Raw genomic sequence first — 26206 nt, forward strand, 5'->3', positions numbered from 1 at the left:
CACGGTTTCTGCCGCGTAGCCTGGCGGCGTGCCTTGTTGCGTAGGTACGGAACAGGAGTCTCGATGTACCACCTCGACGCGGACGAGCAGTCGCTCAGCGACGGTCCGCACGTGTATTTGCTCGACGCCAAATCCACCCTCGAGGTTCAGGCTCTGAATCAGTGGATCGATGCCACCACGCCGGACGGGAAACCTCGCCCGCCCTCGGTGGTGCTCTCCGGTGAGGCGAAAACGTCTCTGTCGGACAGCGTTCGGGGATACGCCGACGATCCACTGCTCATCCCGCTGCGAGTGACGCTGTCCGATCGCAAGAACGGCATTCTGCACCGGATATTCGCCCCACGAGGTCGCTCCAAGCCCACGCAGGTCTGGCAGCGATGGGTGGCGGGAGACGATCCCGACCACTCTGCGGTTCTCGTCGGCGAACCCGCAACGCTCAGTGATCTACAGGACCGGTTCGAGCGGGGCGGCGGAACCTCGTTGTCGTCGTTCATTCTTCGCCAGGCCAGTCTGGCGTTGGACAAGGCCGAGCGCGGCGTCATCGGCTCGGAATACAAGATTCCGCGATTCGTCGTCGAGGACATGACCGAGCAGAAGAAGTTCAGGGACGGAATCACCGAACTCGCGGACGAGGTGGGCCAGGACCGCGAGGCCGTCGACAAGCGCGTCCACGACATCCTCGGCGAGATGGTGGCAACCGAGACCCGTCGCGCGGTGGAAATGTGGGGAACGCTCGGGGCGTACTTCTCGCGTGCGTACAAAGTCGATGTCGATCGCGATCAACTGCAGAAGGTGCGCGAGCTCAACAAGAACTATCCGTTGGTGTTCCTGCCCAATCACCGTTCCTACCTCGATCCGCTCGTGCTGCGCCCCGCGCTGTTGGCCGAGGGCCTGCCGCTCAATCACGTCATGGGCGGGATCAATGTCGGCTTCTGGCCGCTGGGTCCGATCGCCAAACGCAGTGGCGTCGTGCTCATTCAACGTAAGTTCTCCGACGCGATCTACAAGTGGACATTGCGTCAATACATGAGCTTTCTGCTGAGCAAGCGGTTCAACCTCGAGTGGTACATCGAGGGCGGCCGTAGCCGCACCGGCAAGCTTCGCCCGCCGCGATTCGGCCTACTGACCTATCTGGTCGACGCGCTCGAGACCAGCGACGCCGAAGATGTCTATCTGGTTCCGACGTCCATCACCTACGACCGACTGCACGAGGTCGGCGCGATGGCCGAGGAATCGCACGGGGCAAAGAAGCAGGCCGAGGGAATTCGGATGGCCATCGGCTACATTCGCGCGCAGGGCACCTTGCGCGGCAACGTGTATCTCAACTTCGGAGAGCCGATGTCGGTGGCGTCGATCGTCGCCGAGAACACCGACAAGCGAGTAGCGGTGCAGAAGATCGCGCTCGGCGTCTCGCATGCGATCAACGACGCGACCCCGGTGACTCCGGCGGCGTTGGTCACCATGGCCCTGCTCGGCATCGAGGATCGGGCGCTCAACGTCAACGAGATGTGGGCGATCATCTCTCCGTTGGCCCGCTACATCAAACGCCGGAACCTGCCGACAGCAGGCGGTGTGGACATCGCCGACGTCGACGTGGTCCGCTCGGCCGTCATCGCGCAGGTCAACGCCAACGTCGTCAAGCGTTTCGACGACGGCCCCGAGCCGTTGTTCTATCTTGCTCAGGACAAGCATCTGGTGGCAGCGTTCCTCCGCAACAACGCCATTCATTTCTTCGTCATGCGTGCCATCGGCGAGTTGGTCGTGCTGCCGACCAGCGGCGACTCGACGCCGCTGACGCAGGAACTGCTGTGGAAGTCGGCATTGCAATTGCGCGATCTGCTCAAGTTCGAGTTCTTCTTCGGCGACAAGAAGGATTTCGGCGAGCGGCTCGAGTCCGAGGTCGATCTGATCGATCCCGACTGGCGCACCAACATCAGCGATCCCGATTATGCTGCGCGACAGTTGCAGTCACAGGATCTGCATCTGGCGCATCGCGTGTTGCAGCCGATCTTCGAGGCGTACCAGGTGGTGGCCGATCAGCTGATGTTGCTGCCCCAGAGCGGTGAATTCGACAAGCCGAAGTTCATCGCGGAGTGCCTCGGTGCCGCTCAGGCCAAACGGCTTCGTCAGCAGCTCGATCACAGCGAGTCCATCTCCGGTGAATTGTTCGATACCGCACTGCAATTGGCCGAGAATCGCGATCTCGTCGATTCCGGTTCCGACGGTATCGCGCGCCGACGCCGAGCGTTCGCACTCGAGATCGACGAGTGGGCTCGCAAGGTGCGCACGATCCGAGACATGGCACATCGCATGCTGCGCGAGGTGGAACCGATCACGGCCCCCGAGGAGAACAATTCATGACCGCGTTCGACGATCGACTCATCGCGATCGCCGCCGCACCACCGGGCCGAGACACCGTGGCATTCTTCGATCTCGACGGCACCCTGATCAACGGATTTTCCGCTCGTGCAGTGTTTCTCGAACGCCTCAAGACCCTCGACGTGACGGTCAAGGAACTGTGGGAGATATCGAGCGCCGTCGTCGAGATGCGGATGCGCAACTCCCCCGTCGACAACCTGATGGGCAAGGCCGTCCGCGGGCTGGAGGGGCGCCGTGAAGAGGATCTGATGGAACAGGCGTACACGCTGTTCCGCAACGAGATCGCGCCGATGATCTACCCGCAGGCCCGCGCTCTCGTCGAAGCCCACCGCCATGCCGGGCATCGACTGGTGATGGCGACGTCGGCGACGCCGTACCAGGCGCTGCCCGTGCAGCAGGACATGATGTTCGAGACCCTGCTGTGCACTACTCCCGTGGTCACCGACGGAATCCTCACCGGCGAACTCGTCGGCGATTCGCTGTGGGGGCCACGCAAGGCGCAGGCCGCGATCGATTACGCCGAACGTGAGGGCATCGACCTCGCCGGCTGCTTCGCCTACTCCAACGGCGGAGAAGACGTGCCGCTGCTCGAGGCCGTCGGGCGTCCCGTCGCATGCAACCCCGATCCGGAACTGCAGCGCTACGCCGCCAAGAAGCACTGGCCGTCGCTGACGTTGGAGAGCCCCAAGCGCGGTACCGACCTCACCTCCGCCGTGCGCAGTACCGCCGCTCTGGGTTCGGTGCTGGCCAGTGCGTCCATCGGCCTGGGGCTGGGTCTGCTGACGCGCAGTCGCCGTAACGGCGCGAACATCACCAGCACCATCGCACCGGACATCGCGCTGACCATCGCCGGAGTCAAGCTCGACGTGACCGGAACCGAGAACGCGTGGTCCGCCCGTCCGGCAGTGTTCATGTTCAATCACCAGAGCACCGCCGACTCGATCATCGTCACGTCCATCCTTCGACGCGACATCACCGCCGTCGCCAAGCGAGAACTCGAACGCGACCCACGATTCGCGCTGCTGGGCAGAATCTTCGACGTCGCCTACGTCGATCGCGGCGATCCCGCACAGGCCCGCGACGCGATGCGTCCGGCCATCGAGAAGCTGCACAGCGGCATCTCCGTGGCGATCGCCCCCGAGGGCACTCGGATGCCGACATCACGTCTCGGCCGGTTCAAGAAGGGCGGCTTCCACCTGGCAATGCAGGCCGGAGTGCCCATCGTCCCGATCGTCATCCACAATGCCGGCGACGTGATGTGGAAGAAGGATTTCACCGTCCACTCCGGTACGGTCAAGGTCACCGTCGGCGAGCCCATTCCCACCACGGACTGGGACCCGGACGAGATCGACCGGTACGTGGACGAAGTCCGTTCCTATTTCGACAGAACGTTGGGATATGCCTGAGAACCAGATCAACTCGGTGGTGCAAGCGGAGATCGAACGCAATCTCCTGGGGGGCACACCGAAGTACACCCGTTCGGACATAGTCAGCAAGTCCGGGCTGCCGCTCGAGCGCGTGATCGCACTGTGGATCGGTATGGGCTTTCCGATTCACACCGATACCGAGGCGCTCGTGTACACCGACGCCGATCTCGAAGCACTGAAGCTGATCACCGGCCTCACCGAGCAGAAGGTCATCAAGCCCGAGATGGAGGTCGCAATCGCGCGCACCCTCGGCCAGTCGATGTCCAGGCTCGCGGAATGGCAAGTGGGCGTCGTGAACTCTCACATCCTCGAACGCATCACCAGCAGCGACGAGGACAAGAACGACATCGACGCCATCCGCCGCAACGCCAGGGACATCGCTGCCGAAACGGTTCCCACCCTCGAAGCGCTGCAGGGGTACACCTGGCGACGACACCTGGCCGCGGCGGCCGGACGGTCCATCGCCGATCCCGACGACGCCACCGACAGTCCGACGATGGCGGTCGGGTTCGCCGACATGGTCGGATACACCAGCCTGACGCGTCGACTCGACATCGGCGAGCTGACGACGCTCCTCGAGGAGTTCGAGTCCCTCGCCACCAACATCATTGCGCGCGGGCGTGGTTCGGTGATCAAGAACGTCGGCGACGAGGTGATGTTCAGCGCGCAGACTCCCGAGGACGCAGCCCACATCGCCCTCGACCTGCAGGACGCGTTCGCCGAGCAAGAGGACATGCCGGATCTACGCGTCGGGCTGGCCTGGGGCCCGGTTCTGGCCCGCTACGGCGACCTCTACGGTTCGGTGGTCAACATCGCTGCGCGCCTGACCAGTTCGGCCAATCCGGGAACGACACTCGTCGACACCGTCATGACCGAGGAACTGCGCCACGATTCCGAGTTCTACCTCAAATCCATTCGGTCACTGCGGGTCAAGGGTTTTCACAAGCTCAAGCCTCATCGACTCAAACGCAACAAGCGCAGCGGTCACCGCAGCGAGGAGTAGAACTCCAGATGTGTGCGCGCGGCCTCGTCCCAGGTGAGGCTGCGCGCAAGCGTCAGGCCCGGTGACGGGTCCCGCGGCGCGTCGAGCGCGCGTTCGAGTTCGATCGCCATCGTCGTCGCCGTGGATGCGTAGGTCACGCAGTCGCCGAACACTTCTCGCAGTACCGGAAGATCTCGCGCGACGACGGGAGTCGACGCGGCGAGCGCCTCCATGGCCGCCAGACCGAATCCTTCCTTCGTGGAGAAGAACGGCAGCACAGCGGCCTGCGCTACGAGGTGGGGCAATTCGTCGTCGTCGACGGTGCCCAGTATCACCGGCTCGATGCCGAGCTCGGCTGCGCGACGGTCGAATTCCGCGCGGTAGTCGCGATAGTCGAACAGGGTTTCGCCGCCCGCAAAGACCAGTGACACGTCTCGCGCGTGCAACCGAGCGAAGGCGTCGAGCAGATCGAGGCTGCCTTTGCGGGGCTCGATGCCTCCCACTGCGAGGACGTATCGGCCGAGCTTGTCGCGCCAGTGGGATCGGCCCGATTGCGCTGCTGCAGAGAATCTTCGAGCGTCGACGCCGTTCGGAATGACCGTGGGTTCGAGCCCCCATCCGCGCTGGACGTCTTCCGCCACGGCCGCCGACACGCAGATGCGCGCGTACGGGGTGGTGATCGCGCGTTCGTGACATGCCGCGAGCTCGGGTGTGGTGAACTCGTCGAGATGGTGGATGGTTCTGATGCACCGGCAGACGGCATTGGCGGAGATGCAGTCCTGCGCGTGGACAATGTCGTAGAGCTCGGGCGTAAATGCTTGTTCCAGAACATCTATGGACCGCAGTATTCGGTCCCCGACGCCCTCGTTCTCGCGGTGCTCGAACGGCACCATTCGAACGGTCACGGCCGGGTCGACTGCACGATAGAACGCGCTGTCGCCACCACGGCCGAGGGACCACACCGACACGTCCTGACCGGCGCGCGCCAGCGCCTCGGCCAACGCCAACGTGTGCACCACTCCGCCGCGCGGCTTGGACGAGTACGTCAGCAGAGCAATCTTCACTGTCTCGGCTTCTCCTGCAACAGATTCGGATACGCATCGACGCGGCGCTCCGCCAGGTGGTGCAGCCCACGGCGGGCACGGTCGACCTCGGCGTCGACATCGATCTCGTGCACGGCGAGGCCGCCCTTGGACCAGGTCTTCGCAAGCACGTCGCCACCGGGACCGACGATCTTCGCCTGCCCCAGGAAACGCAGCGAACCCATCACCCCGGTTTGATTCGACGAGACCAGAACGACCTGATTCTCGGCCGCGCGGGCGGCGTCGTACAGATCGAACAGACGGGACTGTCGGTCGTTCGGTAGCGAGGACGCCCGGTCGGTGACGCTTGCGGGCCATGCCGACAGTGCCGCAATGATTCTCGCGCCGTCGAGGGCCAACGTTCGCGCCGACTCCGGGAACGTCTTGTCGTAATCGATCAGCATGCCCATCCGCCCGACCGGAGTATCGAAGGCTTCGAATCGATCACCGGCCGCGTAAGCGAGCGATTCCCCCAGCGGCTGGTGCACTTTGCGATGGCTACCCAGAATGCCGTCACCCGTCAAGCAGGCAGCGGCGTTGTACCGCAGCCCATTCGAGAGCTCGGTGTAGCCGATGCAGACCGTCATGTCACCGGCCGCCGAGATGATCGCGGCCAGCTCGGGCCCGTCCGGATCGAGAGTCGGCGGAAACTCCGCGGGATCCGGATTGCTCAGGCTGTCGATGTAGCCCCCGAGGGAGGCGTCGGGCAGCACCAGGAGATCGATCCCCTCTCGGGCCGCACTGGAGATGATCGTGGTGATCTTCAGTACGGCCCGATCGACATCTCTGCCGAAATGCGCTGCCAGCGCTCCGATCTTGATGGGGGCCACGTCGAACCTCAGACCATCTGTCTCTGCGGTTGCGCCGCACTGATTTCCAGGCCGATCTGGTCGGCGAGGAACCCCGCATCCCTGGCAACGGAGGCGAAGCGTCCCGAACCCCAGGTGTGCTGCCACGGCAGGCCCAGGAAGTACAGCCCGGGCACAGAGGTGACACCGCGGTTGTGCGTCGGGTGCCCCTCACCGTCGAAGGCCCCGACCTTCAGCCAGCGGTAGTCGGTGCGGAAGCCCACCGACCACACGACGGCCCTGATATCGGCGGTAGCGAGATCCAGTTCGGTGGTCTCGGTCTCGGGACGCCACACCGGAACGTAGCGATCCTCGGTGGGGGCATCGATCCCCTCGCGCTCGATGTACGCGTCGATGTTGTCCTTGATGCTCTCGGCCACTCGATCCGCCGCATCGAGAGACGCCTCGAGGGTGGGCGCGAACTGCAGCACGCCGTCCTGAACTCCGAGTAGCCGGCCGTAGAGCTGCATGCCCTCGGTCGCGAATGCGCGCAGGTCGATGTCGCGACCACCGTCACGGCCGGTGACGTAGTGGTTCGTGTTCTCGCGTTTGCCGACGCCACCGGGTTGATCTTCGATGGAGACATCGTAGACGCCCATGTCGTGTAGCCAGGCGACACAGTCGCGGCCGCGATAGAAACGTGCGACGCGGGGAGCGGTGCCGGCGACCAGGTGAACGCGTCGACCGTCGAGGTGAAGATCTTCGGCGATCTGTGCGCCGGACTGGCCGGTGCCGACGACCAGTACGTCGCCGTCCGGGAACTGATGCGAGCCGCGGTATTCGGAGGAGTGGATCTGCACGATGTCACGTGGAAGCTTCTCGGCGAATCGCGGGATGGTGGGGATGTGGTAACCGCCGACGGCGACGACGATCTGGTCGCCGTGCATGGGTCCGGCCGAGGTTTCGAAATCGAATCCACCATCCACACCTTGAAGCGCGGTGGTGACCGAGACATGTTCTCGCACCGGCGCATCGAAGCTCTCGGCGTACCGGCGGACGAAGGCGTACACCTCGTCACGCTTCATGAATCCGTCGGGATCGTCGCCGTCGTAGGAGTATCCGGGAAGTGCGCACTGCCAATTCGGCGTGACGAGGGTGAAGTTGTCCCAGCGGGAGTCCTTCCACTCGTGCGCGATCGTGTCGCGTTCGAGCACAACATGTTCGATGCCACGCTGAGTCAGATGCCAGCTGATGGACAGGCCGGCCTGGCCGCCGCCGATGACGATCACTCGATGATGTTCGATACCGTTCTCGCTCACAGCAGTTCAGCTCCTGACATACTCAGCACGCGAACGGCACCGGCCTCGTACGAGGTACTGACACCGTGAATCTCCTCCATCTGCTGCGCGGCCGAGGTGCACCGCATGCCGAACTTCGCGAGCACTCGATCACTGGCGATCGTCAATGCCTCCGAGGTGCGCTGCACGAACTCGGCCACCGGGTACTCCTGCCCGGGCGTCAGATAGTCGTGCATCACCAGAGACGGTGAATAGCAGGACTGTTCGCGTCCGTCGGGCCATCGGACGAGGAACGACATCTCAGGCATGAACCGGCTCCTTCGTGATGGTCCGGTAGACGGACGGCCGGCGATCGCGCAGGTTGTACATGCCGCCGCCACGTGCCGCGCCGATGAGGGCAGCGACGTCCACGGTGGCCGTCGCCAAGCCCGGTTCGACGCCTGTTCCGGCGAGGATCTCTCCACCCGGTCCGACGATCTTTGCGCTGCAGACGAATCGCAGTGAACCGAAGGTACCTGCCTGATTGGCTGCGACCCAGATGATCTGGTTCTCGAGAGCGCGCGCTCGGTCGTAGATGTCGAACCGCTGCTTCCAACGGTCCTCCTCCATGTTCTCCACGGTCGCCGTACGCGCCGTCGGCCACGCGGAGATGGACGCGACGATCTCGGCACCGTCGAGCGCCAATTCTCTCGCTGCCTCGGGGAATCCCTTGTCGTAGCAGATCTGCATGCCCATGCGGCCGATCGGAGTATCGAAGGCGGAGTAGCTGTCTCCTGCGTCGTAGCAGAGATTTTCGCCCAGCGGCTGGTGCACCTTGCGGTACGAGCCGAGAATGCCGCTGCCGTCGACCGTCACTGCAGCGTTGTAGCGGGTGTCGCCGTCCTTCTCACAGAACCCGAAGGTGACGACGGTATCGCCCGCCATGTCGATGACGCGCTCGATCTCCGGCCCATCCAGTTCCAGGGCAGGCGGCAGTGCCTTCAACCGGCGCTGCCGGGACTCCTCGGTTTCGTCCCCGCCGCCGAGGCTCGGCAGGTAACCCCCGAGGCAGGCCTCGGGCAGGACGAGTAGCTGGCTGCCGCGATTGCGCGATTCCTCGAGCAGGGCAGCGATGGTGGCGTAGCCCTGTTCCATGTCGCGACCGAATTCGGCTGCGGCGACAGAAATGGTGACGGGCTTCGGGTGGGTGGTCATGCTTCTCCCAATCCGGTCACGGTGGATGTGACCGCGCGAGTGGTGATTCCATCGGGCCATCGCAATGCGACACCCGGAATGTCGGTGAGCTCGCCGCAGATCGCAGAGAGTGCAGGTCCTGACGGTGCAATCGGGGCACCGGGACGGTCCGCGGTGATCATCGCGAACCCTGGAAAGCACGTGATCCATTCGCCCATCGACGCTGCGTCCGGCTTCGGTATCGACGCGACGTCGAGTACGGCACCGGTTCCGCTCGCCTCGGCGAGCATTCCGGTGGTGCCGGCGAGGCCTGCCATGGAGACATCCTTGGCGGCCTTGGGGGCGGTGCGGGCGACGAACGACGCCATGTTCGTCAGTTCGTCGGTATTGCGGCGTGAGGACGAATCCCATTGCTGCCCCTGGTATCCGCGTCGCCATTTGCCTTCGAGGTCTGCGGTGAGCGTCAGTCGATCGCCGACGCTGCCGCCGCCGGCTCGCACCGGCCTCGACGTCTGCCCGAGCGCGCTGACCGACAGCGACGACGGCACCCCGGCCTGGGTGTGGCCGCCGAGCACCGGAACCTGCCATGCCGCAGAGGCATTGGCGAGACCACGAATGATGCGAGTCAGTCGAGATTGCGTGGGTGCGCCGACGGAGTCGAGCATGCCGACAGCACGGGCTCCCATCGCCGAGAGGTCGTTCAGGTTGACCAGCGCCGCACACCAACCGGCCCACTCGGGGTCACGATCGACCATCGAGGGGATGATCGCGTCGCAGGCCGCGATCATGTCACTGCCCGGCACCGGAACACCGTCGTCACCGCGAAAGCCTTTGGTTCCGAGCCCGAGTGGCTGCGCCTTCAGCGGTGCGAGGACCCCGGCGAGCATGGCCTTGGTCGAGGAGACGAGCCGTTCGATGCGGTCGATGGGCCAGTACATCGCCACGTGCGGGGTGCCCGCCACCTCGACGTCCCCGCGGCGAATCCACCCGAGGCGGGTGAACAGCTTCTCGTTGCGCTTCTGCACCGTTGCGTCGAACCGAAGTACTCCTCGGCTCTCGGCATGAGCGCAGGCTGCGCGAACCAGGGCAGGCCCGACGCCGGAGGTGCGCGCCGAGGAAGAGACCACCAGGCGACTCCCGGCCCACCATCCCAGATCCGTTGCGGTGCAGGGTGCCAGCCGCACTCCGCCGAGCACGGTGCCGTCCCGGTCGGTGGCGACGAGAACGACGGCCCGCGGGTCGTCGTCGATATCGTCCTGATCAGTGCCGGAGAACAGGCCCTGTTCGGCAACGAACGTCGCTCTGCGTAGCGCCCGGTACGAGCTCAGTTGCACCGGGTTGTCGCACGGTTGGACGATGTACCGAGGTTCGACGACTGTGGTTGCAGCGCCCGACAATCCGGCAAGATCCTGCGCGTCCACACCGTACATCTCAGCCTCCCGCATTCTGCAGGACGCTGCACGCACCGCATGCCGCGCAGCCTGCCTTCTGATCGGATCCGAGCATCGCTGCTGCCTGGAGCTCCTTGGCGACGCGTCGGGTGACGTTTTCGAGAACGTCCCGGCTGGGAGCCGTCGCCCGGTCGATGTCCACCGCCAACGTTCCGGCGAGCGGACGGAACGGAACGACGAAGGGGTAGACCCCCATCTCGATGAGTTCTGCTGCCCCGGAGACCAATTCGTCCGGATCCTCGCCGAGCCCCACCAGGATGTAGGTCGAGACCTGGTTGCGACCGAAGACACGAACCGCCTCTGTCCACGCGGCCCGGTACTCGTCCATCGAGACCGAGGCCTTGCCCGGCATCCACCTGCGTCGAACGTCGTCGTCGAGAGATTCGACGTGGATCCCGATGGACTCTGCTCCGGCGTCGTACAGGTCCTGAATCGTCCGCAGGTCGCCGGGAGGTTCGCACTGCACCTGAATCGGTAGCTGCGGAACAACCGCTTTGATGGCACGCACACATCGGGCCAGATGACGGGCACCGCGATCCTTCGCAGCCGAAGTGCCTGTCGTCATGACCATTTGGGTGACTCCGTCGAGACGTACCGCCGCCTCGGCTACCTCGGCGAGCTGTGCCGGAGTTTTGACGGCGATGGTGTCGCCGGCCTCGAGCGACGCCTCGATGGAACAGAAGCGGCAGCGTTGATCGGCGTCGTAGCGGATGCAGGTCTGTACCACCGTCGTAGCGAGAACGCTGGAGCCGTGGAGCTTGGCGATCTTCTCGTAGGCGATCCCGTCGGAGGTGACGAGGTCGTAGAACCTCGGGCGATCGACGGCTTGCACATCGAGACCGATGTCGTTGCCGTCGAACAACACTCGTCCTTCTTCGAGAACGTACGGGCTGAGCGGATTGCGGGGGATGGCTGCGCCGAGGCCATCGATGGTGACATGCCCGTCGTCGCTCGGCCCGGCGCCCGCCGTTCTCGAGACCGGCGTGGATCCTCGAATTCCGAGCAACGCCAGATCTACACGCGTACTGACCGACTTCTCGGGTCGCTCCTGCAGGCTCCGCTCCCGGGCCATGGTTCGCGCCTAGACCATGTAGGTCGAGTTGATGATGGCACCCTTGCGCGCGTAGTGGATCAGCGCGTCCTGCACGTCGAGGGGGTGGGCCGGAATGACACCCTCGATGAGGTCCTCTTCACGGCCACCGTGCAGAGCCAGCCCGAAGCGGCAGCAGAACACCGTGCCGCCCTCGGCGATGAACGTCGCGAGCGAGTCGTTGATGTTCTGCTCGCCCGGGAATCCGGAGTCCCCGGTGGTCGGGAAACCGCGAGTGGCAAGGCAATTGATCGCGCCTGGGCCGTAGAAGTACATGGCCGACTCGAAGCCCTTGCGCAGGGCACGCGTCGCCTGCAGTACCGCCACGAACGACACGGACGATTCGTGCGCGATGCCGTGCACCAGCGTGAAGTAGCTCTCGCCGTTCTCGGCCTTGTAGTCGGGGAAGATCTTGGTGGAGCCGTAGATGTTGCTGCCCTTGGGAAGTGACGGGTGCGGAATCTCTTCGAGGGACTTCTTGATGTTCTCGGCGATGGCCTGATCGAGGTCTGACACGTGGGTCTCCTGAAGTTCACAGAGCTGGCTGGATGTGGTGGACGCCTGTGGCCACCTGAGTCATGTCCGGCGAGAGAACAGATCCTCTGCGGCCATGGGACAAGTACAGGCCTCATCGATTTCCGATTGGTCACACCCGGAACAACGCTGGGTTTCGAGGGCCTCACAGTGTTGACGTGGTGTTACGCGGATAGTGTGGAGTTCGATCCACCGTCCACCCGAACCTGACGAGGAACTCGATGATCGGCGCCGTCACCGGCTTGTTGTACGCGTTGTCCCTGGTTGTGGGCATCTGGGTACTCGTGAAGCTCGCCACGAACCGACCCGTCCTGCTGAAGAACAGGCCCGATCGCGCGCTGTTCTGGACCATTGCCGCCACCGAGGCCGTCGTCGCGCTGCAGGCCGTCATCGGGTTCGTCATGATGTTCACCTCGGATCGCGAGATACACCGCCTGACGTTCGGGTCTTACCTCGTCGGACTGCTGTTCCTGCTCCCACTCGGGACGTGGTGGTCTCTGGGCGACCGCTCCCGCGGCGGCACAGCCGTACTGCTCGTTGCCGTCCTCACCCTCGCAGCCATGGTGCTGCGCCTGAGCCAGATTTGGGCCGGATATGCCTGACAACCTCCAGCAAGCGACACGCACCGGATTCGGGCGCTTCCTCATCGCGGTCTACGCCGTGTTCGCCGTCGCCGCGACCTCGCGCTCGATCGTTCAACTCACGACGCGGTTCGACAACGCGCCGATGGCATTCCTGTTGTCTGCCTTCGCCGCCGTCGTGTACATCGTCGCTACGGTCGGACTGGCCCGAGCAACGGAAGCATCCCGACGCGTGGTGACGGTGTCCTGCATCATCGAACTCGTCGGCGTGATCGGCATCGGCACCCTCAGCTACATCCAGCCACAGGACTTCCCCGAGCCGACGGTGTGGTCGCACTTCGGATCCGGATACGTCTTCATTCCGGTGATCCTCCCCATCGCGGGACTGTGGTGGTTGCGAAAGACTCGACAGCAGTAGGAATCTGCACTAAGCCTCACGCAGTTGGCGCAGGTGACGACGCACCACGCTTCGCGCCAGTGCCGGCGGCAGCTTATCGGGATGCAGACAGGCTCTGAGCGCGAGTCCGTCGATCATCGCCGCCAACCTTTCGGTTTCGAGTGCCGACTCCGCTTTCGACGCCAGTTCGGCATGCGTGACGATCACCGCCGCCAGGGACCGCGTCCCCGTGAAGAGCCGGTCGGCCGAGGCTTTCAGTACGGGATCGGTACGCCCTGATGTGACGATCTCGAGCCACACGAGAACCTCGCGGGATGTGCGTTCGGTCAGCGGAAGCAGCTCACACAGCATGTCCTCGGCGATGCCCAGACGATCCTTGCTGCCGTCCAACCGATCTCGGTGCGCCGCGATGCGCGCGGTGATGCGATCGATCACCTCGTCGGAGGCGGCACCGACCAATTCGTCACGCGATGAAAAGTAATGACGAACCGATCCGATGGCCAATCCCGCCGCATCGGCTACCGCACGCAGAGTGACCTGCCCGATTCCGGATTCGACGACGACATCGAAGACGGCCTCGAAGATTCTCTGACGCCTCTCGACGGGATCTACAACTTTCGGCACTGTTCTTTTATAGCAGGTTCGTGCTACTTTCTTATTTAGCACGCTCATGCTTCTAAAGGAGGTCGTTCATGGAAACCGTTCTGACACTGCTACTCATCCGCTTCGCGATCATCGCCGCGATCGTGACCGTCGTCGCCGTCGCACTTTTCGCTATCGCCGTACATCTCAAACGCCGCGGGAAATGGAATGCGACCAAACGGCAACTCGGGCCGATGGCCGTGCGTGCGGCGGATCTGTATACGCGACGCTCCCAGCCCTCCGCCCGAGGATCGTGGACCGCACGTGCTGCCAGGTCGGCCGCAAAGCGCCTCAATCAAGACGGAGACCGTTCGTGACAACGCCGGACGCCGATGGGGACGAGCTTGTGCACCACCTGTTTGTCGACTTCGTATGGAAAGTCGGGATAGTCGCCGCGTTGCTCGTGATCGGAATCGCGGCGGCGATCGTCATCTGGAAAAGGGTGCGATAGCTACTACCACAGCCCGCCGACAAGTTCGATGCGCGAATAAGCAAGCAGTGCAATAGTTTTCGATTCAATCATGGTTGCCAGTCGAACTCATGTTCGATACACTTGGTCCCATGACCGCAGCGATCTGGCAACTGAGCGAAAGCGAACTCCTCGCCGACGCCGCCGCGGTCTCCCACCAGATCCAACTGCTCGAAGCTCGGAGAATTGCTCTCGTCGCCGAGATCGACACCCGCGTCAGCCGAGAGAAGCTCGGCTTCCCCGGACCAGCCGGCTGGCTCACCTCCACCACCCTGCTCAGCCCCAGCAAAGCCACCAAGATCGTCGCCCTCGCCCGCGGACTGAAGGACTTTCCCGACATCGCCGACGCCGTCAACACCGGCGTCATGTCCGTCGACCACGCTGCCCTGATCCTCACCTTCGCCGAAACACCCCCGAAGAACCTCCCGCAAGCAGGACAAGACATCGCACGTGCTGCCTTGGTGAAAGCAGCGATCGGGCCGGGAGCCCAGACCGGCCGGCTCCGCGCGGCGATCACCCGCCTGCACGACACCTACGGCAGCAAGAAGCCACCCGCCGAAGACACCGACCGCAACGAACTCTTCGCCTCGAAAACCCTGAACGGGCGACTGATCATGAAAGGTGGCTTCGACGCCGTCACCGGAGAAAAACTCCTCACCGCACTCTCACCACTGACCGAACACCAACCAGCGGCCGACGGCACCCCCGACGAACGATCCCCCGCCAAACGCCGCGCCGACGCCCTCGAGCACATCCTCGACCAGTACCTCGCATCGAGTGATCGACCCATCGAAGGCGGTGAACGACCGCATGTGAACCTGCACATCACCCTGCGTGACCTCACCGACCTCCGCGACAGCGCCGACAGCGCCGATATCGCGGACGACGAGAACACCCGCACTGCAGCCGAATCCGACACCAGCGCGGACGCGGTCGACATCAACACCGACAACCCGATCCACCCCGACGGGGCCGACGATGCGGATGGACTTTCCGTCTCCGACAGCTCGAGAACCCCTGCCGAATCGGATGCTTCGGAGCCGGGCGCCGACAATGACGGTGACGGTGACGGTGACGGTGACGGTGACGGCGGTGCCGCAGCCGATCGTGGCGCGTACAGGGATCTGTTCGGTGACGGCACCACCGTGGGCTGGCTTCCCTGGATGGGGCCACTGTCTCGCAACACCTCTCGGCAGTTGGCGTGCGACTGTGTCCTCACGGCCATCGTCATGGACGAGAACGGCTCCCCGATCAACCTCGCCCGCACCGCCCGCACTGTCACCGCCAAACAACGCAGAGCCCTCATCGCGAGAGATCACACCTGCGCATTCCCCGGCTGCGGCAAACCCGCATCCTGGACAGAGGCGCACCATATTTGGCACTGGGCCGACGGCGGCCCCACCGACATGAACAACCTCGTCCTACTCTGCCGATTCCACCACCGACTCCTTCACCACAGTGACTGGGAAGTGTTCATCGGCACCGACAACCACCCCTGGTTCGTACCCCCGGCAACAGTGGATCCCTATCGACAACCCCGACCATCCCACGCCCGAGCCGGCCCCCACATCGCCTGAGCGCGATCACACAATGCGCAGACGACATCAGCCCCGCACCGAAACTACGGTGCGGGGCTGGAAGAGGTTGTCGTGCAGCTACTTCAGCACGGATCCGTCAACGCAAGGCCGCCAGATTCGCTACGGACTTCTTCACGTCGGTATCGAGGGCCCGCGCCACCACCGAGCCCACCGGACCGAAGAGCACACCCCCACCGAATTTCGCGTCGAGTGTCAGCTCGGACCCACCCTCGGCCTCACGCACATGGATGGTCAGCGAAATCTTGATGCCACCCTTGCCGCGGCCGGACATCTCGATGAGCTTCGGCTCGTCGTACTCGGTGAACTTCCAATTGATGGTGTTCTTGAAGCCCTTCACCTTCACCAACGACTCGACCTCGGTGCCCTTGCCGATCTTCTTCGGCGGCGGACTGCACCAGCCGCCGTGGATGGTCATCCACTCGTCGAACCGATCCAGCGCGGAAGCCTTGTCCCACGCGCCCTGCGGATTTTCGGGCATCTGCACCGAGACACTGATCGTCGCCATGGATCGAGCCTGTCACAACTTCCCCGCAGGTTCTGACGGCGACCACTAACCTGAGACGATGGCCACGCTCGAGATCGAAGGTCGAAAGGTCTCCGTCACCAACCTCGACAAAGTGCTGTTCCCCGAAACCGGCACCACCAAGAGCAAGATCATCGAGTACTACACCACCATCGCGCCGGCAATGCTGCCCCACCTTCTCGGCCGCGCTGTGACGCGTAAGCGCTGGCCGAACGGCGTCGACCAGTCCTCGTTCTTCGAGAAGAACCTCGCCGCGTCTGCGCCCGACTGGCTCGACCGCCGATCGATGCAGCACTCCGACCGCGTCGTGACCTACCCACTGCTGTCCACCGCAGCCGATCTGGCGTGGCTCGGCCAACAAGCCGCCATCGAAGCGCATGTGCCGCAGTGGCGGTTCGACGGTACCGAGCCAGGACCCGCCACCCGCATGGTCTTCGACCTCGACCCCGGTGACGACGTGGATCTGGCTCGATGCGCCGAAGTAGCCTGCGAAATACGGGATCTGATCGGCGACATCGGCATGACGGCATATCCGGTCACCAGCGGCAGCAAGGGAATTCATCTGTATGTGCCGTTGGAGAAGCCACTGTCGACCTCCGGCGCGTCCACCGTCGCCAAACGTGTCGCCACACTCCTGGAAGAACGATCGCCGGATCGAGTGACCGCCACGATGGCAAAAGCGAAACGCACCGGGCGGGTGTTCGTGGACTGGAGTCAGAACAACGGCAAGAAGACGACGGTCGCACCGTACTCGCTGCGCGGACGCGCCCTCCCGACCGTCGCGGCGCCGCGCACCTGGGACGAGCTGGAAAACCCGGGCCTGCAACAGCTTCGGTTCGAGGAGGTCCTCGAGCGTCTCGCGGACGTCGGCGATCTACTGGCCGAGCTGGACCCCGAGATGAACTCCCACGTCGAAAATACAAGCACCACAGACAAACTCGACAAGTACCGCAGTATGCGCAGCGCCGACAAGACCCCCGAACCCATACCGACCACCACCGAACCGCAGGGCAACAACGACACCTTCGTGATTCAAGAACATCATGCTCGACGCCTGCATTACGACTTCCGACTCGAACACGACGGCGTCCTGGTCTCGTGGGCAGTCCCGAAGAACATCCCGGTCGATCCGAAGCAGAATCGGCTGGCGGTGCACACCGAGGACCACCCGCTCGAGTACGCGACGTTCTCGGGTCGGATCCCGAAGGGCGAGTACGGCGGCGGCGACGTCTCGATCTGGGACAGCGGCACCTACGAACTCGAGAAGTGGCGAGACGACGAGGTCATCGTCGTTCTGCACGGAGCCAAGGCGCGCGGCAGATTCGCCTTGATACGCACCAAGGGCAGCCAGTGGTTGATGCACCTGATGAAGGACGCACCCGACAAGCCCGAGCCCAAGAACATCTCGCCGATGCTCGCCACTGCCGGTGACATTCTCGATCTTCCGGCGGACGAGTGGTCGTTCGAGGGCAAGTGGGACGGGTTCCGCATCGTCGCCGAACTGACGCACGGCTCGATGTCTCTGCGTACCCGGAGCGGCAACGACTACACCGAGAAGTTCGGGGCGGTCCAGTCTCTGGCGGACGACCTGGCCGATCACGACGCCGTCGTCGACGGCGAAGTCGTCGTGTTCGACGACAGTGGCATCAGCAGCTTCGAGCGACTGCAGAACGCCACCCGCGACGAGATCCGATTCATCGCCTTCGATCTGCTCTACCTCGACGGCACGTCATTGCTGCGGAAGAAGTACTCGGATCGACGACGGCTTCTCGAACTGCTCACCACCGGACTCGACTCCGTTCTGGTGCCGCCGCGGCTGACGGGGTCCGCTGCGGACGCCGTCGCCGAAAGCAGGGAACGGGGCTGGGAAGGCGTCGTCGCGAAACGAACCGATTCCGTCTACCAACCCGGCAAGCGCGCTCACACGTGGATCAAGTTCAAGAACTGGCGAACGCAGGAGATCGTCATCGGCGGGTGGCGACGGGGTCAGGGTCGTCGCTCCGGCGGGTTCGGCTCGCTACTGATGGGCATTCCCGACGGGGACCGACTGCGCTACGTGGGACGCGTCGGAACCGGGTTCGACGACCGTGCGCTCGATACGCTCGCTGCCGTTCTCGCCCCACTCGAGGCGTCGGACAGTCCCTTCGTTTCGGCACTGCCCGCGGCCGATCGGAAGGGGGCGGTGTGGGTCGAGCCTGTCCTCGTCGGCGAGGTCCGGTTCTACGAGTCGACCGAATCGGGCCATCTGCGGCATCCGAGCTGGCGTGGCCTGCGCCCCGACAAACAACCGAATCAGGTGCGCATGGAATGACACGAGCGTCGTCACCGGTAAAAAACTTGAATCCGATCGACAAACCGAAGATAGGTAACGTTCGGTTGCCATAAAATCAGCGGATGCGTACCGTTGCGCCCATCGTTTCCGGGGGAGCGTAACAAGTCACGCATCAAGAGCTATATCGGTTTGCGGGCCGGCTCTACGGGGGCTTGCCAGATCGTCGGAGCGCGCGTCGTTTCGATTCAGGCACGGAGGGGTTTACCACATGCGGGTTCTCAAGTTGGCAGGCGCTGTCAGCATGACGGCGGTTGCAGTTCTGTGTTCGTCGCTCGTCGGCGCAGGTCAGGCCGCTGCTGCGCCGCTGCTGCCGTCGCCGATCGCGGACAGCTTCTACGCTCCGCCGGTCGACCTCGAGGCGCTGGCTCCGGGTGACGTCATCTCCAGTCGCCCGATGCCCCCGCCCCCAGGATTCGTCGGCGTGGACGTGTGGCAGCTCAATTTCCGCTCCACGAATTCGGCCGGAAATCCCATCGCGGCAATCAACACCGTGTTGGTTCCGCAAAACAAAGCACCCAATGGCCCGGTGCTTTCCTACCAACACATCATCAATGCGCTCGGTCTCGAATGTGCACCTTCACAAGCGCTCTGGACCACCGACCCGAATTTGATGATTCGTGAGGCACCTGCTATGAACGCAGTGCTGCAGCGCGGCTGGACCGTCGTCATCGCCGATCACCTCGGACCCAACAGTGCCTACGGTGCAGCCAGGCTCGGCGGGCAGATTGTGCTCGACAGCATTCGCGCCACTCAGCGCTTCGATCCCATCCAGGTCCAGCAGAGCCCGGTTGCGTTGGCCGGTTACTCCGGCGGCGGAATGGCCACGGCATGGGCAGCTGCGTTGCAGAACGACTACGCACCCGAGCTGAACATCGTCGGCAGCGCGAACGGTGGCGCTCCGATGAACCTCGAGCGCATGGCCCGCGATCTCGGGTTCGCTCCGCACCCCATGTTCGGTCTGGCGTTCGCTGCCGCACTCGGTATCGAACGTGAGTACCCCACCCGCATCCCGATCAGCTCGCAACTGAACCCGCTGGGCAAGGAGATCGAGGCCAAGATCCAGAACGGGTGCACCAACGACATCATCGCGGCAGGCGCAGGCAAGAGCGCCATGGAGGTTGCAGGCACGCTGGACCTGATCAGCAGTCCGGAAGCGATCGCCGCCGTCAACGACAACAGCGTCGAGCTGTATCCCGGCGTACCGAAGGCACCGTACTTCGAGTGGCACAGCCCCACCGACGCGTTGATCCCGGTCAGCGCGATCGACAACACGATCGCCCGATACTGCCGCGCCGGAGTTCTGGTGACCGAGGTGAAGGTGCCCAGCAACGATCACCTGACTGCTGCGGTGCTCGGCCTACCTCAGGCGCTCGAGTGGATCGACCAGCGATTCTCCGGAGTACCGGCTACCTCCAACTGCTGATCCGGTCCGGTCGCCCCCTGCACCTGATCGACGCCCCGAAGGGTCGGTTAGGCTAACCTCGCTAAGTTCATTTGCGAGGAGACCACATGAAGAAGACTGTCCAGCTCGTCGCCGCCGGTGCCTCGATTCTGGCACTGGCGGTCGGCTGTTCGTCCGATGACGGAGCCACTGCATCCGGCAACGCCGAGAACACCGCCGGCTTCCCTGTCACCATCGAGCACCGATTCGGTGAGACGGTCATCGACGCCGAGCCGACCCGTGTCGTGACGATCGGGTTCAACGAACAGGACTTCGCCCTCGCGCTGGGAGTCAAGCCCGTTGCGACACGCGGCAACCTGAGCTACGACTACCGACAGCGGCCCTGGGCCCAGGAGGCGCTGGGCGGCACCGAGATTCCCGAGGTCGGCAGTACCGACCTCAATCTCGAGCAGATCGCCGCGCAGACACCCGATCTGATCCTCGGCCCGTACTCCTTCATCGATCAGGGCCAGTACGACCAGCTCTCGGGGATGGCTCCCACGATCGCCGACATCGGCGGCTACGACAACGTTCCCGCAGCAACCTGGCAGCAGGAGTTCGAGGTCGTCGGCGAAGCCCTCGGCAAGAAGCAGGAAGCGCAGAACCAGACGGCCGAGCTCGAACAGAAGTTCGCCGACACCGAAGCCGAGAATCCCCAGTTCACCGGCAAATCCCTCTCACTCGCCTTCGTCATGGACGACGGCAGCTACCTGCTGCTCGGCAAAGACGACATCCGCGCCCTGTTCTTCACCGACCTCGGATTCGAGATTCCCGACGCCTCCGAGACCATCAGCCCCGAGAACCTCGACCGACTCGACACCGACGTACTCGTCATCGCAGGCCAGAGCAAAGAGCAGCTTCAGGCCAACCCACTGCTCGCCGCCCTCGACGTCGTGAAGCAGGACCGCACCGTCTACATCGGCTCGTTCAGCACGGATCTGCCGTCGGCCCTCGGCTATTCGAGCCCGCTGTCACTGAACTACGCGATCGACGGATTCACCCCGATGCTCGCCGCCGCCACCGACGACAACCCGGCAACCGTGGTCCCGGGCCCGGTGTCCTAGGGTCACTCCGCAGGCTCCGCTCCCGGTGTCCTAGGGTCACTCCGCAGGCTCCGCTCCCGGTGTCCTAGGGTCACTCCGCCTGTGCGAATTGCGTCCGATGCAGCTCCTCGTAGCGGCCGCCCGCTGCGAGCAGCTCGTCGTGCGTACCTCGCTCGGCGACCCGCCCGTCCTCGATGACCAGGATCATGTCCGCTGCCCTGATTGTCGAGAGTCTGTGCGCGATGACCACCGACGTCTTCCCTTCCAATGCCTCGGCCAACGCGGCCTGAACAGCGGCCTCGGACGTCGAATCCAGTGAGGCCGTTGCCTCGTCGAGAATGACCACCCGTGGCTGCGCGATCAGCAACCGAGCGATCGTCAGGCGCTGACGCTCGCCTCCGGAGAGCCGATACCCACGCTCGCCGACGACGGTCTCCAGACCGTCGGGCAGGGAACGCACGAGGTCTACGAGCCTCGCCCGCGACAGCGCATCCCACACTTCGTCGTCGGTGGCGTCGGGCCGCGGCAGCAACAGATTCGACCGGATGCTCTCGTGGAACAGGTGCCCGTCCTGGGTCACCATTCCCACTGTGCCGCGGACGGATTCGGCGGTCAGGTCTCGCACGTCGACGCCGCCGAGCCGCACGGCACCGCCGTCGACGTCGTACAGCCTTGCGATCAACTGGGCGATGGTGGACTTGCCTGCGCCGGACGTACCGACCAACGCGACCATCTGGCCGGGTTCGGCGCGGAACGACACACCGTGCAGAACGGTCTCTCCCCCACGTGAATCCAGAGTGGCAACCTCTTCGAGCGAGGCGAGTGACACCTTGTCCGCGGACGGGTACGCGAACCGAACATCGTCGAGTTCGACGGCCACCGGCCCCGGCGGTAGCGCCTGCGCATCGGGCTTGTCGACGATCAAGGGAACGAGATCGAGCACCTCGAAAACTCGCTCGAAGCTCACCAATGCGCTCATGACCTCGACGCGAGCACTCGCCAGTGCCGTCAATGGTGAATAGAGCCGCGCCAACAGAAGCGACAGCGCGACAACCGAACCGGGGTCGAGTGTCCCTCTGAGAGCATAGAAACCGCCCAGGCCGTAGACCACGGCGAGCGCCAACGCCGAGACCAGCGTCAGCGCCGTCACGAACACCGTCTGCACCATGGCGCTGCGTACTCCGATATCGCGCACCCTGGCCGCACGCACCGCGAACTCGACCGATTCCTGCTCGGGATGACCGAACAGCTTCACCAGCGTCGCTCCCGGTGCGGAGAAGCGCTCGGTCATCTGCGTACTCATCGCCGAGTTATGCGCTGCCGCTTCACGTTGCAGGCGCGCGAGGCGTCGACCCATCCGACGCGCAGGAAGCACGAACACCGGCAGCAGGATCAGTGCGAGAAGGGTGATCTGCCAGGAGATCCCGATCATCACCACCAGCGTCAGCACCAGGGTGACCAAGTTACTGACGACACCGGACAGGGTGGTGCTGAAAGCGCGCTGCGCTCCGATCACGTCGTTGTTGAGCCGGCTCACCAACGCACCGGTGCGGGTGCGGGTGAAGAACGCGATCGGCATCAGTTGCACGTGGTCGAACACCGCGGTCCGCAGATCCAGGATGAGGCTTTCGCCGATGTTCGCCGAGAGCCATCGGTTGATCAGACCGACCACCGCGTCCACCAGAGCGATTCCCGCGATCGCCAGTGCCAGCAACACCACCACGCGCAGCTCTCGCCCGTCGACGATCGCGTTGACCACCCGCCCGGCCAACACCGGCGTGGCCACGGCGAGAACGGCCAGAGCCACGCTGAGCACCAGGAATCCGCCCAACGCGCGACGATGCGGCGCCGCGAACGTCAGGATCCTGCGGGCCGTCTCCTTCGAGAACGACGACTGGGTGTCGGGCCTGTTCATCGTCCGATACATCTGATTCCAGGCGGTCATCTCCATACTCATCCCCCCAACGTAGAACCTCGACATAGCTCGAGGTCAAGCGCGGCACTCGAGACCGAAAGGAGGGGCAGGCGGACGATGCCACCTGCCCCTCCACGGGCGATCACTGCAGTGCTACGCCGCCGCTGCGGCTCCTGCCGGCTCCAGTGCGAGTGCGAGGATGTCGGCGACGTCGGTCATCGGCCGAACGTCCAACGCCTCCAACACTTCTGCGGGCACATCGTCCAGATCCGGTTCGTTGCGGGCCGGAATGAACACCGTCTTCAGTCCCGCGCGCTGGGCAGCGAGCAACTTCTGCTTGACCCCGCCGATGGGCAGCACCCGACCGTTCAGCGTGACCTCACCGGTCATGCCGACATCCGAACGCACCGGCCGTCCGGTGGCCATCGACACCAGAGCGGTCACCATCGTCACACCTGCCGATGGACCGTCCTTCGGCACCGCGCCCGCCGGAACGTGCACGTGGATGCGCCGATCGAGAGATTCCGGAGTGACACCGAATTGCTCGGCATGCGAACGCACGTAGGACAGCGCGATTTGCGCGGACTCCTTCATCACGTCGCCGAGTTGCCCGGTGAGCTCGAGCCGGGCATCGCCGTCCGTCGAGGCTGCCTCGATGAACAACACGTCACCGCCCAGCCCGGTGACCGCCAGACCTGTTGCCACGCCCGGCACTTCGGTTCGCTCGTGCACCTCGGGAGTGAAGCGTGGTCGCCCGAGATACGTCACCAGATCCGGTTCGTCGATCTCCGGAACGTCCGCGCCGCCTGCCAACTTCGTCGCGACCTTACGCAGCGCCTTGGCCAACAGACGCTCGAGCTGCCGCACTCCCGGTTCGCGGGTGTAGTCGGCTGCGATCCTGCGCAGCGCAGCATCGGTCACCGTCACCTCCTCGGCTGTGACTGCGGCCCTGTCCATCTGACGGGGAAGCAGGTAGTTCCGGGCGATCACGACCTTGTCGTCCTCGGTGTAGCCGTCGATGGTCACCAACTCCATGCGGTCGAGCAACGGCCCGGGAATCTGGTCGATCACGTTGGCGGTGGCGAGGAAGACCACGTCGGACAGGTCCAGATCCAGATCGAGGTAGTGATCTCGGAAGGTGTGGTTCTGCGCCGGGTCGAGTACTTCGAGCAGTGCGGCACTGGGGTCGCCGCGGTAGTCCGAGCCGACCTTGTCGATCTCGTCCAGCAGCACAACGGGATTCATCGATCCCGCCTCACCGATGGCCCGCACGATCCGGCCCGGCAGCGCGCCGACGTAGGTGCGCCGGTGCCCGCGAATCTCGGCCTCGTCTCGCACGCCGCCCAGAGCGACGCGCACGAACTTTCGGCCGAGCGCTCGGGCCACGGACTCACCGAGCGAGGTCTTGCCGACCCCGGGAGGACCGGCGAGCACCATGACGGCACCGGAACCGCGCCCACCGACCGACTGCAGACCACGCTCGGAGCGCCGCGCGCGAACAGCCAAGTACTCGACGATCCGATCCTTGACGTCATCGAGACCATGATGATCGGCATCGAGAACTGCACGCGCAGAATCGATATCGGTGTTGTCGGTAGTGGTGTTGCTCCACGGCAGATCGAGCACGGTGTCGAGCCAGGTGCGGATCCAACCCGACTCCGGGCTCTGATCGCTGGCCCGCTCCAATTTGCCAACCTCACGCAACGCCTGTTCGCGCACCTTCTCGGGCAGGTTCGCAGCCTCCACGCGGCCGCGGTAGTCGTCGGCTCCGTCGGGCTCGTCCTCGCCGAGTTCCTTGCGAATGGCGGCCAACTGCTGCCGAAGCAGGAATTCCTTCTGAGTCTTCTCCATGCCCTCGCGCACATCGCCGGAGATCTTGTCGTTGACCTCGACCTCGGCGAGATGAGCCTTGGTCCACTCGATGAGCGAGGTCAGACGCCTTGCCACGTCGGGTGTTTCGAGAAGGTCGCGCTTCTGTACGTCGGTGAGGTACGACGCGTAACCGGCCGTGTCGGCGATCGCGCCCGGGTCGGTGAGCTTGTTGACCGAGTCGATCACCTGCCACGCGTCCCGGCGCTGCAGCATGGCCACCACGAGCTGCTTGTATTCGGCCGCAAGGGCTTTGAGTTCATCAGTCGGGGTCACGTCCGCGACGGTCTCGGCCTCCACCCACAGGGCAGCACCGGGACCGCTGACACCGTGGCCGATGTGGGCGCGACGAGTGGCCTTGATGACAGCGGCCGGGCGGCCGTCCGCGAGGCGTCCCATCTGCACGATCGTGGCGAGGACGCCGTACGCGGCGTAGCGGTCCTCGAGACGGGGCGCGACGAGCAGTGTGCCGTCGTTGCTCGCCTGCGCCGCGTCGACGGCGGCGCGCGAAGCCTCGTCGAGTTCGACGGGCACCACCATTCCGGGCAGGACGATCGGGTCGGTCAGGAACAGTACGGGGACACGAACGGTTTCGGTCACTTCTCCTCCAAGAGATTGAGCTATGTGGGCTCAACTTCGAAAGCAGTAGTGATGTTCCCGAATAGTTCGCTGTTCTCCGTGGGCAGAATGCCGTCAAGTCGTCTCGGCGTGGGCTTCACGCGCGCGGTCGACCTCGTCCATGTGCTCCTCGGCCCATGCTTTGATCTGAATCATCAATTGCCGCAACGACATACCGAGTTCGGTCAGCTCGTAGTCGACTCGCACCGGAACCTCAGCCGTTACCGTCCTGCTCACGAGTCCGTCTCGTTCCAGGCTTCGCAGGGATTGAGTGAGCATCTTCTGACTCGCACTCGGAATGCGCCGAGAGAGTTCGGAGTACCGCAACGACCCGTCACCCAGGGCGACGACTATGAGCGCCACCCACTTGTCACTGATTCGTCCCAGCAGTTTCTGGCTGGGACAGGCAGCGACGAATGCGTCGTACTCGATCTTCGCCTCGGCACGTCGCGCTGCAGCGGTTGTCGTTGCCATTGCACACCTCCAGGAGGGTTACGCACTTTCAGGTGCCTACTTCCCGTTGGAGAGTGCCATCGAGAAGATCGTTGTGCAACCGCTGACCATCGAAAGGACA

The 26206-nt window shown here is 64.2% G+C and carries 24 protein-coding genes; 11 read left to right on the plus strand and 13 right to left on the minus strand.

Annotated features, from left to right (window positions below):
- The first annotated feature begins 63 nt into the window (after nucleotides 1-63).
- The 3 genes from ACNEOT_RS00580 to ACNEOT_RS00590 are packed head-to-tail and all read left to right on the plus strand — an operon-like array spanning nucleotide 64 to nucleotide 4809.
- Entirely contained in the window at nucleotides 64-2361 is a 2298-nt protein-coding gene (locus ACNEOT_RS00580; protein ID WP_415971282.1) for a glycerol-3-phosphate 1-O-acyltransferase, read from the plus strand.
- A complete protein-coding gene (locus tag ACNEOT_RS00585) occupies nucleotides 2358-3785 on the plus strand; it encodes an HAD-IB family hydrolase (protein ID WP_415971283.1) in 1428 nt (475 codons plus the stop codon). Before ACNEOT_RS00580 ends, ACNEOT_RS00585 begins: the two co-directional genes overlap by 4 nt.
- Nucleotides 3778-4809, plus strand: a complete 1032-nt coding sequence (locus tag ACNEOT_RS00590) for an adenylate/guanylate cyclase domain-containing protein (protein ID WP_415971285.1) — start codon at nucleotides 3778-3780, stop codon at nucleotides 4807-4809. The genes ACNEOT_RS00585 and ACNEOT_RS00590 overlap by 8 nt, the downstream gene beginning before the upstream one ends.
- Here the strand turns inward: ACNEOT_RS00590 and ACNEOT_RS00595 are convergent.
- From ACNEOT_RS00595 to ACNEOT_RS00630, 8 genes are read right to left on the minus strand one after another with little or no spacing between them, the layout of a single operon-like run.
- Complete coding sequence (locus ACNEOT_RS00595; protein WP_415971286.1) at nucleotides 4791-5852, minus strand: MSMEG_0565 family glycosyltransferase; 1062 nt, start codon at nucleotides 5850-5852, stop codon at nucleotides 4791-4793. The genes ACNEOT_RS00590 and ACNEOT_RS00595 overlap by 19 nt on opposite strands.
- Nucleotides 5849-6700: a carbon-nitrogen hydrolase family protein gene (locus tag ACNEOT_RS00600; protein ID WP_415971288.1), complete on the minus strand. Its 852-nt coding sequence runs from the start codon at nucleotides 6698-6700 to the stop codon at nucleotides 5849-5851. The genes ACNEOT_RS00595 and ACNEOT_RS00600 overlap by 4 nt, the downstream gene beginning before the upstream one ends.
- Nucleotides 6701-6708: 8 nt before the next feature.
- On the minus strand, nucleotides 6709-7977 hold the full coding sequence (locus ACNEOT_RS00605) for an MSMEG_0569 family flavin-dependent oxidoreductase (RefSeq protein WP_415971290.1): 1269 nt from the start codon (nucleotides 7975-7977) through the stop codon (nucleotides 6709-6711).
- The gene (locus tag ACNEOT_RS00610) at nucleotides 7974-8264 is read right to left on the minus strand and encodes an MSMEG_0570 family nitrogen starvation response protein (protein ID WP_032396776.1); all 291 of its coding nucleotides are present in this window, start codon (nucleotides 8262-8264) and stop codon (nucleotides 7974-7976) included. Before ACNEOT_RS00610 ends, ACNEOT_RS00605 begins: the two co-directional genes overlap by 4 nt.
- The gene (locus ACNEOT_RS00615) at nucleotides 8257-9150 is read right to left on the minus strand and encodes a carbon-nitrogen hydrolase family protein (protein WP_415971291.1); all 894 of its coding nucleotides are present in this window, start codon (nucleotides 9148-9150) and stop codon (nucleotides 8257-8259) included. Before ACNEOT_RS00615 ends, ACNEOT_RS00610 begins: the two co-directional genes overlap by 8 nt.
- Nucleotides 9147-10559, minus strand: a complete 1413-nt coding sequence (locus ACNEOT_RS00620) for an MSMEG_0567/sll0787 family protein (protein ID WP_415971293.1) — start codon at nucleotides 10557-10559, stop codon at nucleotides 9147-9149. The genes ACNEOT_RS00615 and ACNEOT_RS00620 overlap by 4 nt, the downstream gene beginning before the upstream one ends.
- Nucleotide 10560: 1 nt before the next feature.
- Entirely contained in the window at nucleotides 10561-11652 is a 1092-nt protein-coding gene (locus ACNEOT_RS00625; RefSeq protein WP_415971294.1) for an MSMEG_0568 family radical SAM protein, read from the minus strand.
- 9 nt (nucleotides 11653-11661) lie between these two features.
- A complete protein-coding gene (locus tag ACNEOT_RS00630) occupies nucleotides 11662-12186 on the minus strand; it encodes an MSMEG_0572/Sll0783 family nitrogen starvation response protein (protein WP_415971296.1) in 525 nt (174 codons plus the stop codon).
- A gap of 239 nt (nucleotides 12187-12425) precedes the next feature.
- Between ACNEOT_RS00630 and ACNEOT_RS00635 the strand changes: the two genes are divergently transcribed.
- Together ACNEOT_RS00635 and ACNEOT_RS00640 are read left to right on the plus strand one after the other, a co-directional pair.
- The gene (locus ACNEOT_RS00635; RefSeq protein ID WP_415971298.1) at nucleotides 12426-12806 is read left to right on the plus strand and encodes a hypothetical protein; all 381 of its coding nucleotides are present in this window, start codon (nucleotides 12426-12428) and stop codon (nucleotides 12804-12806) included.
- Nucleotides 12799-13203 carry a hypothetical protein gene (locus tag ACNEOT_RS00640; protein WP_415971299.1) on the plus strand — a complete coding sequence of 135 codons (405 nt, stop codon included), beginning with the start codon at nucleotides 12799-12801 and terminating at the stop codon, nucleotides 13201-13203. The genes ACNEOT_RS00635 and ACNEOT_RS00640 overlap by 8 nt, the downstream gene beginning before the upstream one ends.
- A 9-nt stretch (nucleotides 13204-13212) precedes the next feature.
- On the opposite strand, the gene ACNEOT_RS00645 is transcribed toward ACNEOT_RS00640, so the two are convergent.
- On the minus strand, nucleotides 13213-13806 hold the full coding sequence (locus ACNEOT_RS00645; RefSeq protein ID WP_415971301.1) for a TetR/AcrR family transcriptional regulator: 594 nt from the start codon (nucleotides 13804-13806) through the stop codon (nucleotides 13213-13215).
- Between the two features lie 68 nt (nucleotides 13807-13874).
- On the opposite strand from ACNEOT_RS00645, the gene ACNEOT_RS00650 reads away from it, so the two are divergent.
- From ACNEOT_RS00650 to ACNEOT_RS00660, 3 genes are all read left to right on the plus strand, one after another.
- Nucleotides 13875-14141, plus strand: coding sequence for a hypothetical protein (locus tag ACNEOT_RS00650; RefSeq protein WP_415971303.1), 267 nt, complete (start codon nucleotides 13875-13877; stop codon nucleotides 14139-14141).
- Nucleotides 14138-14275 carry a hypothetical protein gene (locus tag ACNEOT_RS00655; protein WP_415971304.1) on the plus strand — a complete coding sequence of 46 codons (138 nt, stop codon included), beginning with the start codon at nucleotides 14138-14140 and terminating at the stop codon, nucleotides 14273-14275. Before ACNEOT_RS00650 ends, ACNEOT_RS00655 begins: the two co-directional genes overlap by 4 nt.
- 110 nt (nucleotides 14276-14385) lie before the next feature.
- Nucleotides 14386-15870, plus strand: a complete 1485-nt coding sequence (locus tag ACNEOT_RS00660) for a DUF222 domain-containing protein (protein ID WP_415971305.1) — start codon at nucleotides 14386-14388, stop codon at nucleotides 15868-15870.
- Between the two features lie 97 nt (nucleotides 15871-15967).
- Here ACNEOT_RS00660 and ACNEOT_RS00665 read toward each other — a convergent pair whose 3' ends face one another.
- Nucleotides 15968-16396, minus strand: a complete 429-nt coding sequence (locus tag ACNEOT_RS00665) for an SRPBCC family protein (RefSeq protein WP_415971307.1) — start codon at nucleotides 16394-16396, stop codon at nucleotides 15968-15970.
- Nucleotides 16397-16454: 58 nt separating this feature from the next.
- Here ACNEOT_RS00665 and ACNEOT_RS00670 point away from each other — a divergent pair, with 58 nt between their 5' ends.
- The 3 genes from ACNEOT_RS00670 (at nucleotide 16455) to ACNEOT_RS00680 (ending at nucleotide 21251) form a co-directional block, all read left to right on the plus strand.
- Nucleotides 16455-18725, plus strand: a complete 2271-nt coding sequence (locus ACNEOT_RS00670) for an ATP-dependent DNA ligase (RefSeq protein ID WP_415971308.1) — start codon at nucleotides 16455-16457, stop codon at nucleotides 18723-18725.
- 229 nt (nucleotides 18726-18954) lie between these two features.
- The gene (locus tag ACNEOT_RS00675) at nucleotides 18955-20169 is read left to right on the plus strand and encodes a lipase family protein (protein ID WP_415971310.1); all 1215 of its coding nucleotides are present in this window, start codon (nucleotides 18955-18957) and stop codon (nucleotides 20167-20169) included.
- Between the two features lie 86 nt (nucleotides 20170-20255).
- Nucleotides 20256-21251 (plus strand): iron-siderophore ABC transporter substrate-binding protein, encoded by a 996-nt coding sequence (locus tag ACNEOT_RS00680; RefSeq protein ID WP_415971312.1) that lies wholly within the window; start codon nucleotides 20256-20258, stop codon nucleotides 21249-21251.
- A gap of 70 nt (nucleotides 21252-21321) precedes the next feature.
- Here ACNEOT_RS00680 and ACNEOT_RS00685 read toward each other — a convergent pair whose 3' ends face one another.
- The 3 genes from ACNEOT_RS00685 to ACNEOT_RS00695 form a co-directional block, all read right to left on the minus strand.
- Nucleotides 21322-23187, minus strand: a complete 1866-nt coding sequence (locus ACNEOT_RS00685; RefSeq protein WP_415971314.1) for an ABC transporter ATP-binding protein — start codon at nucleotides 23185-23187, stop codon at nucleotides 21322-21324.
- A 111-nt stretch (nucleotides 23188-23298) separates the two neighbouring features.
- Complete coding sequence (gene lon, locus ACNEOT_RS00690) at nucleotides 23299-25614, minus strand: endopeptidase La (RefSeq protein WP_415971315.1); 2316 nt, start codon at nucleotides 25612-25614, stop codon at nucleotides 23299-23301.
- 93 nt (nucleotides 25615-25707) lie between these two features.
- Nucleotides 25708-26106, minus strand: coding sequence for a winged helix-turn-helix transcriptional regulator (locus ACNEOT_RS00695; protein ID WP_415971317.1), 399 nt, complete (start codon nucleotides 26104-26106; stop codon nucleotides 25708-25710).
- Nucleotides 26107-26206 lie beyond the last annotated feature (100 nt).

It is taken from the genome of Rhodococcus sp. 077-4 (assembly GCF_047782425.1).
Lineage (GTDB): Bacteria > Actinomycetota > Actinomycetes > Mycobacteriales > Mycobacteriaceae > Rhodococcoides.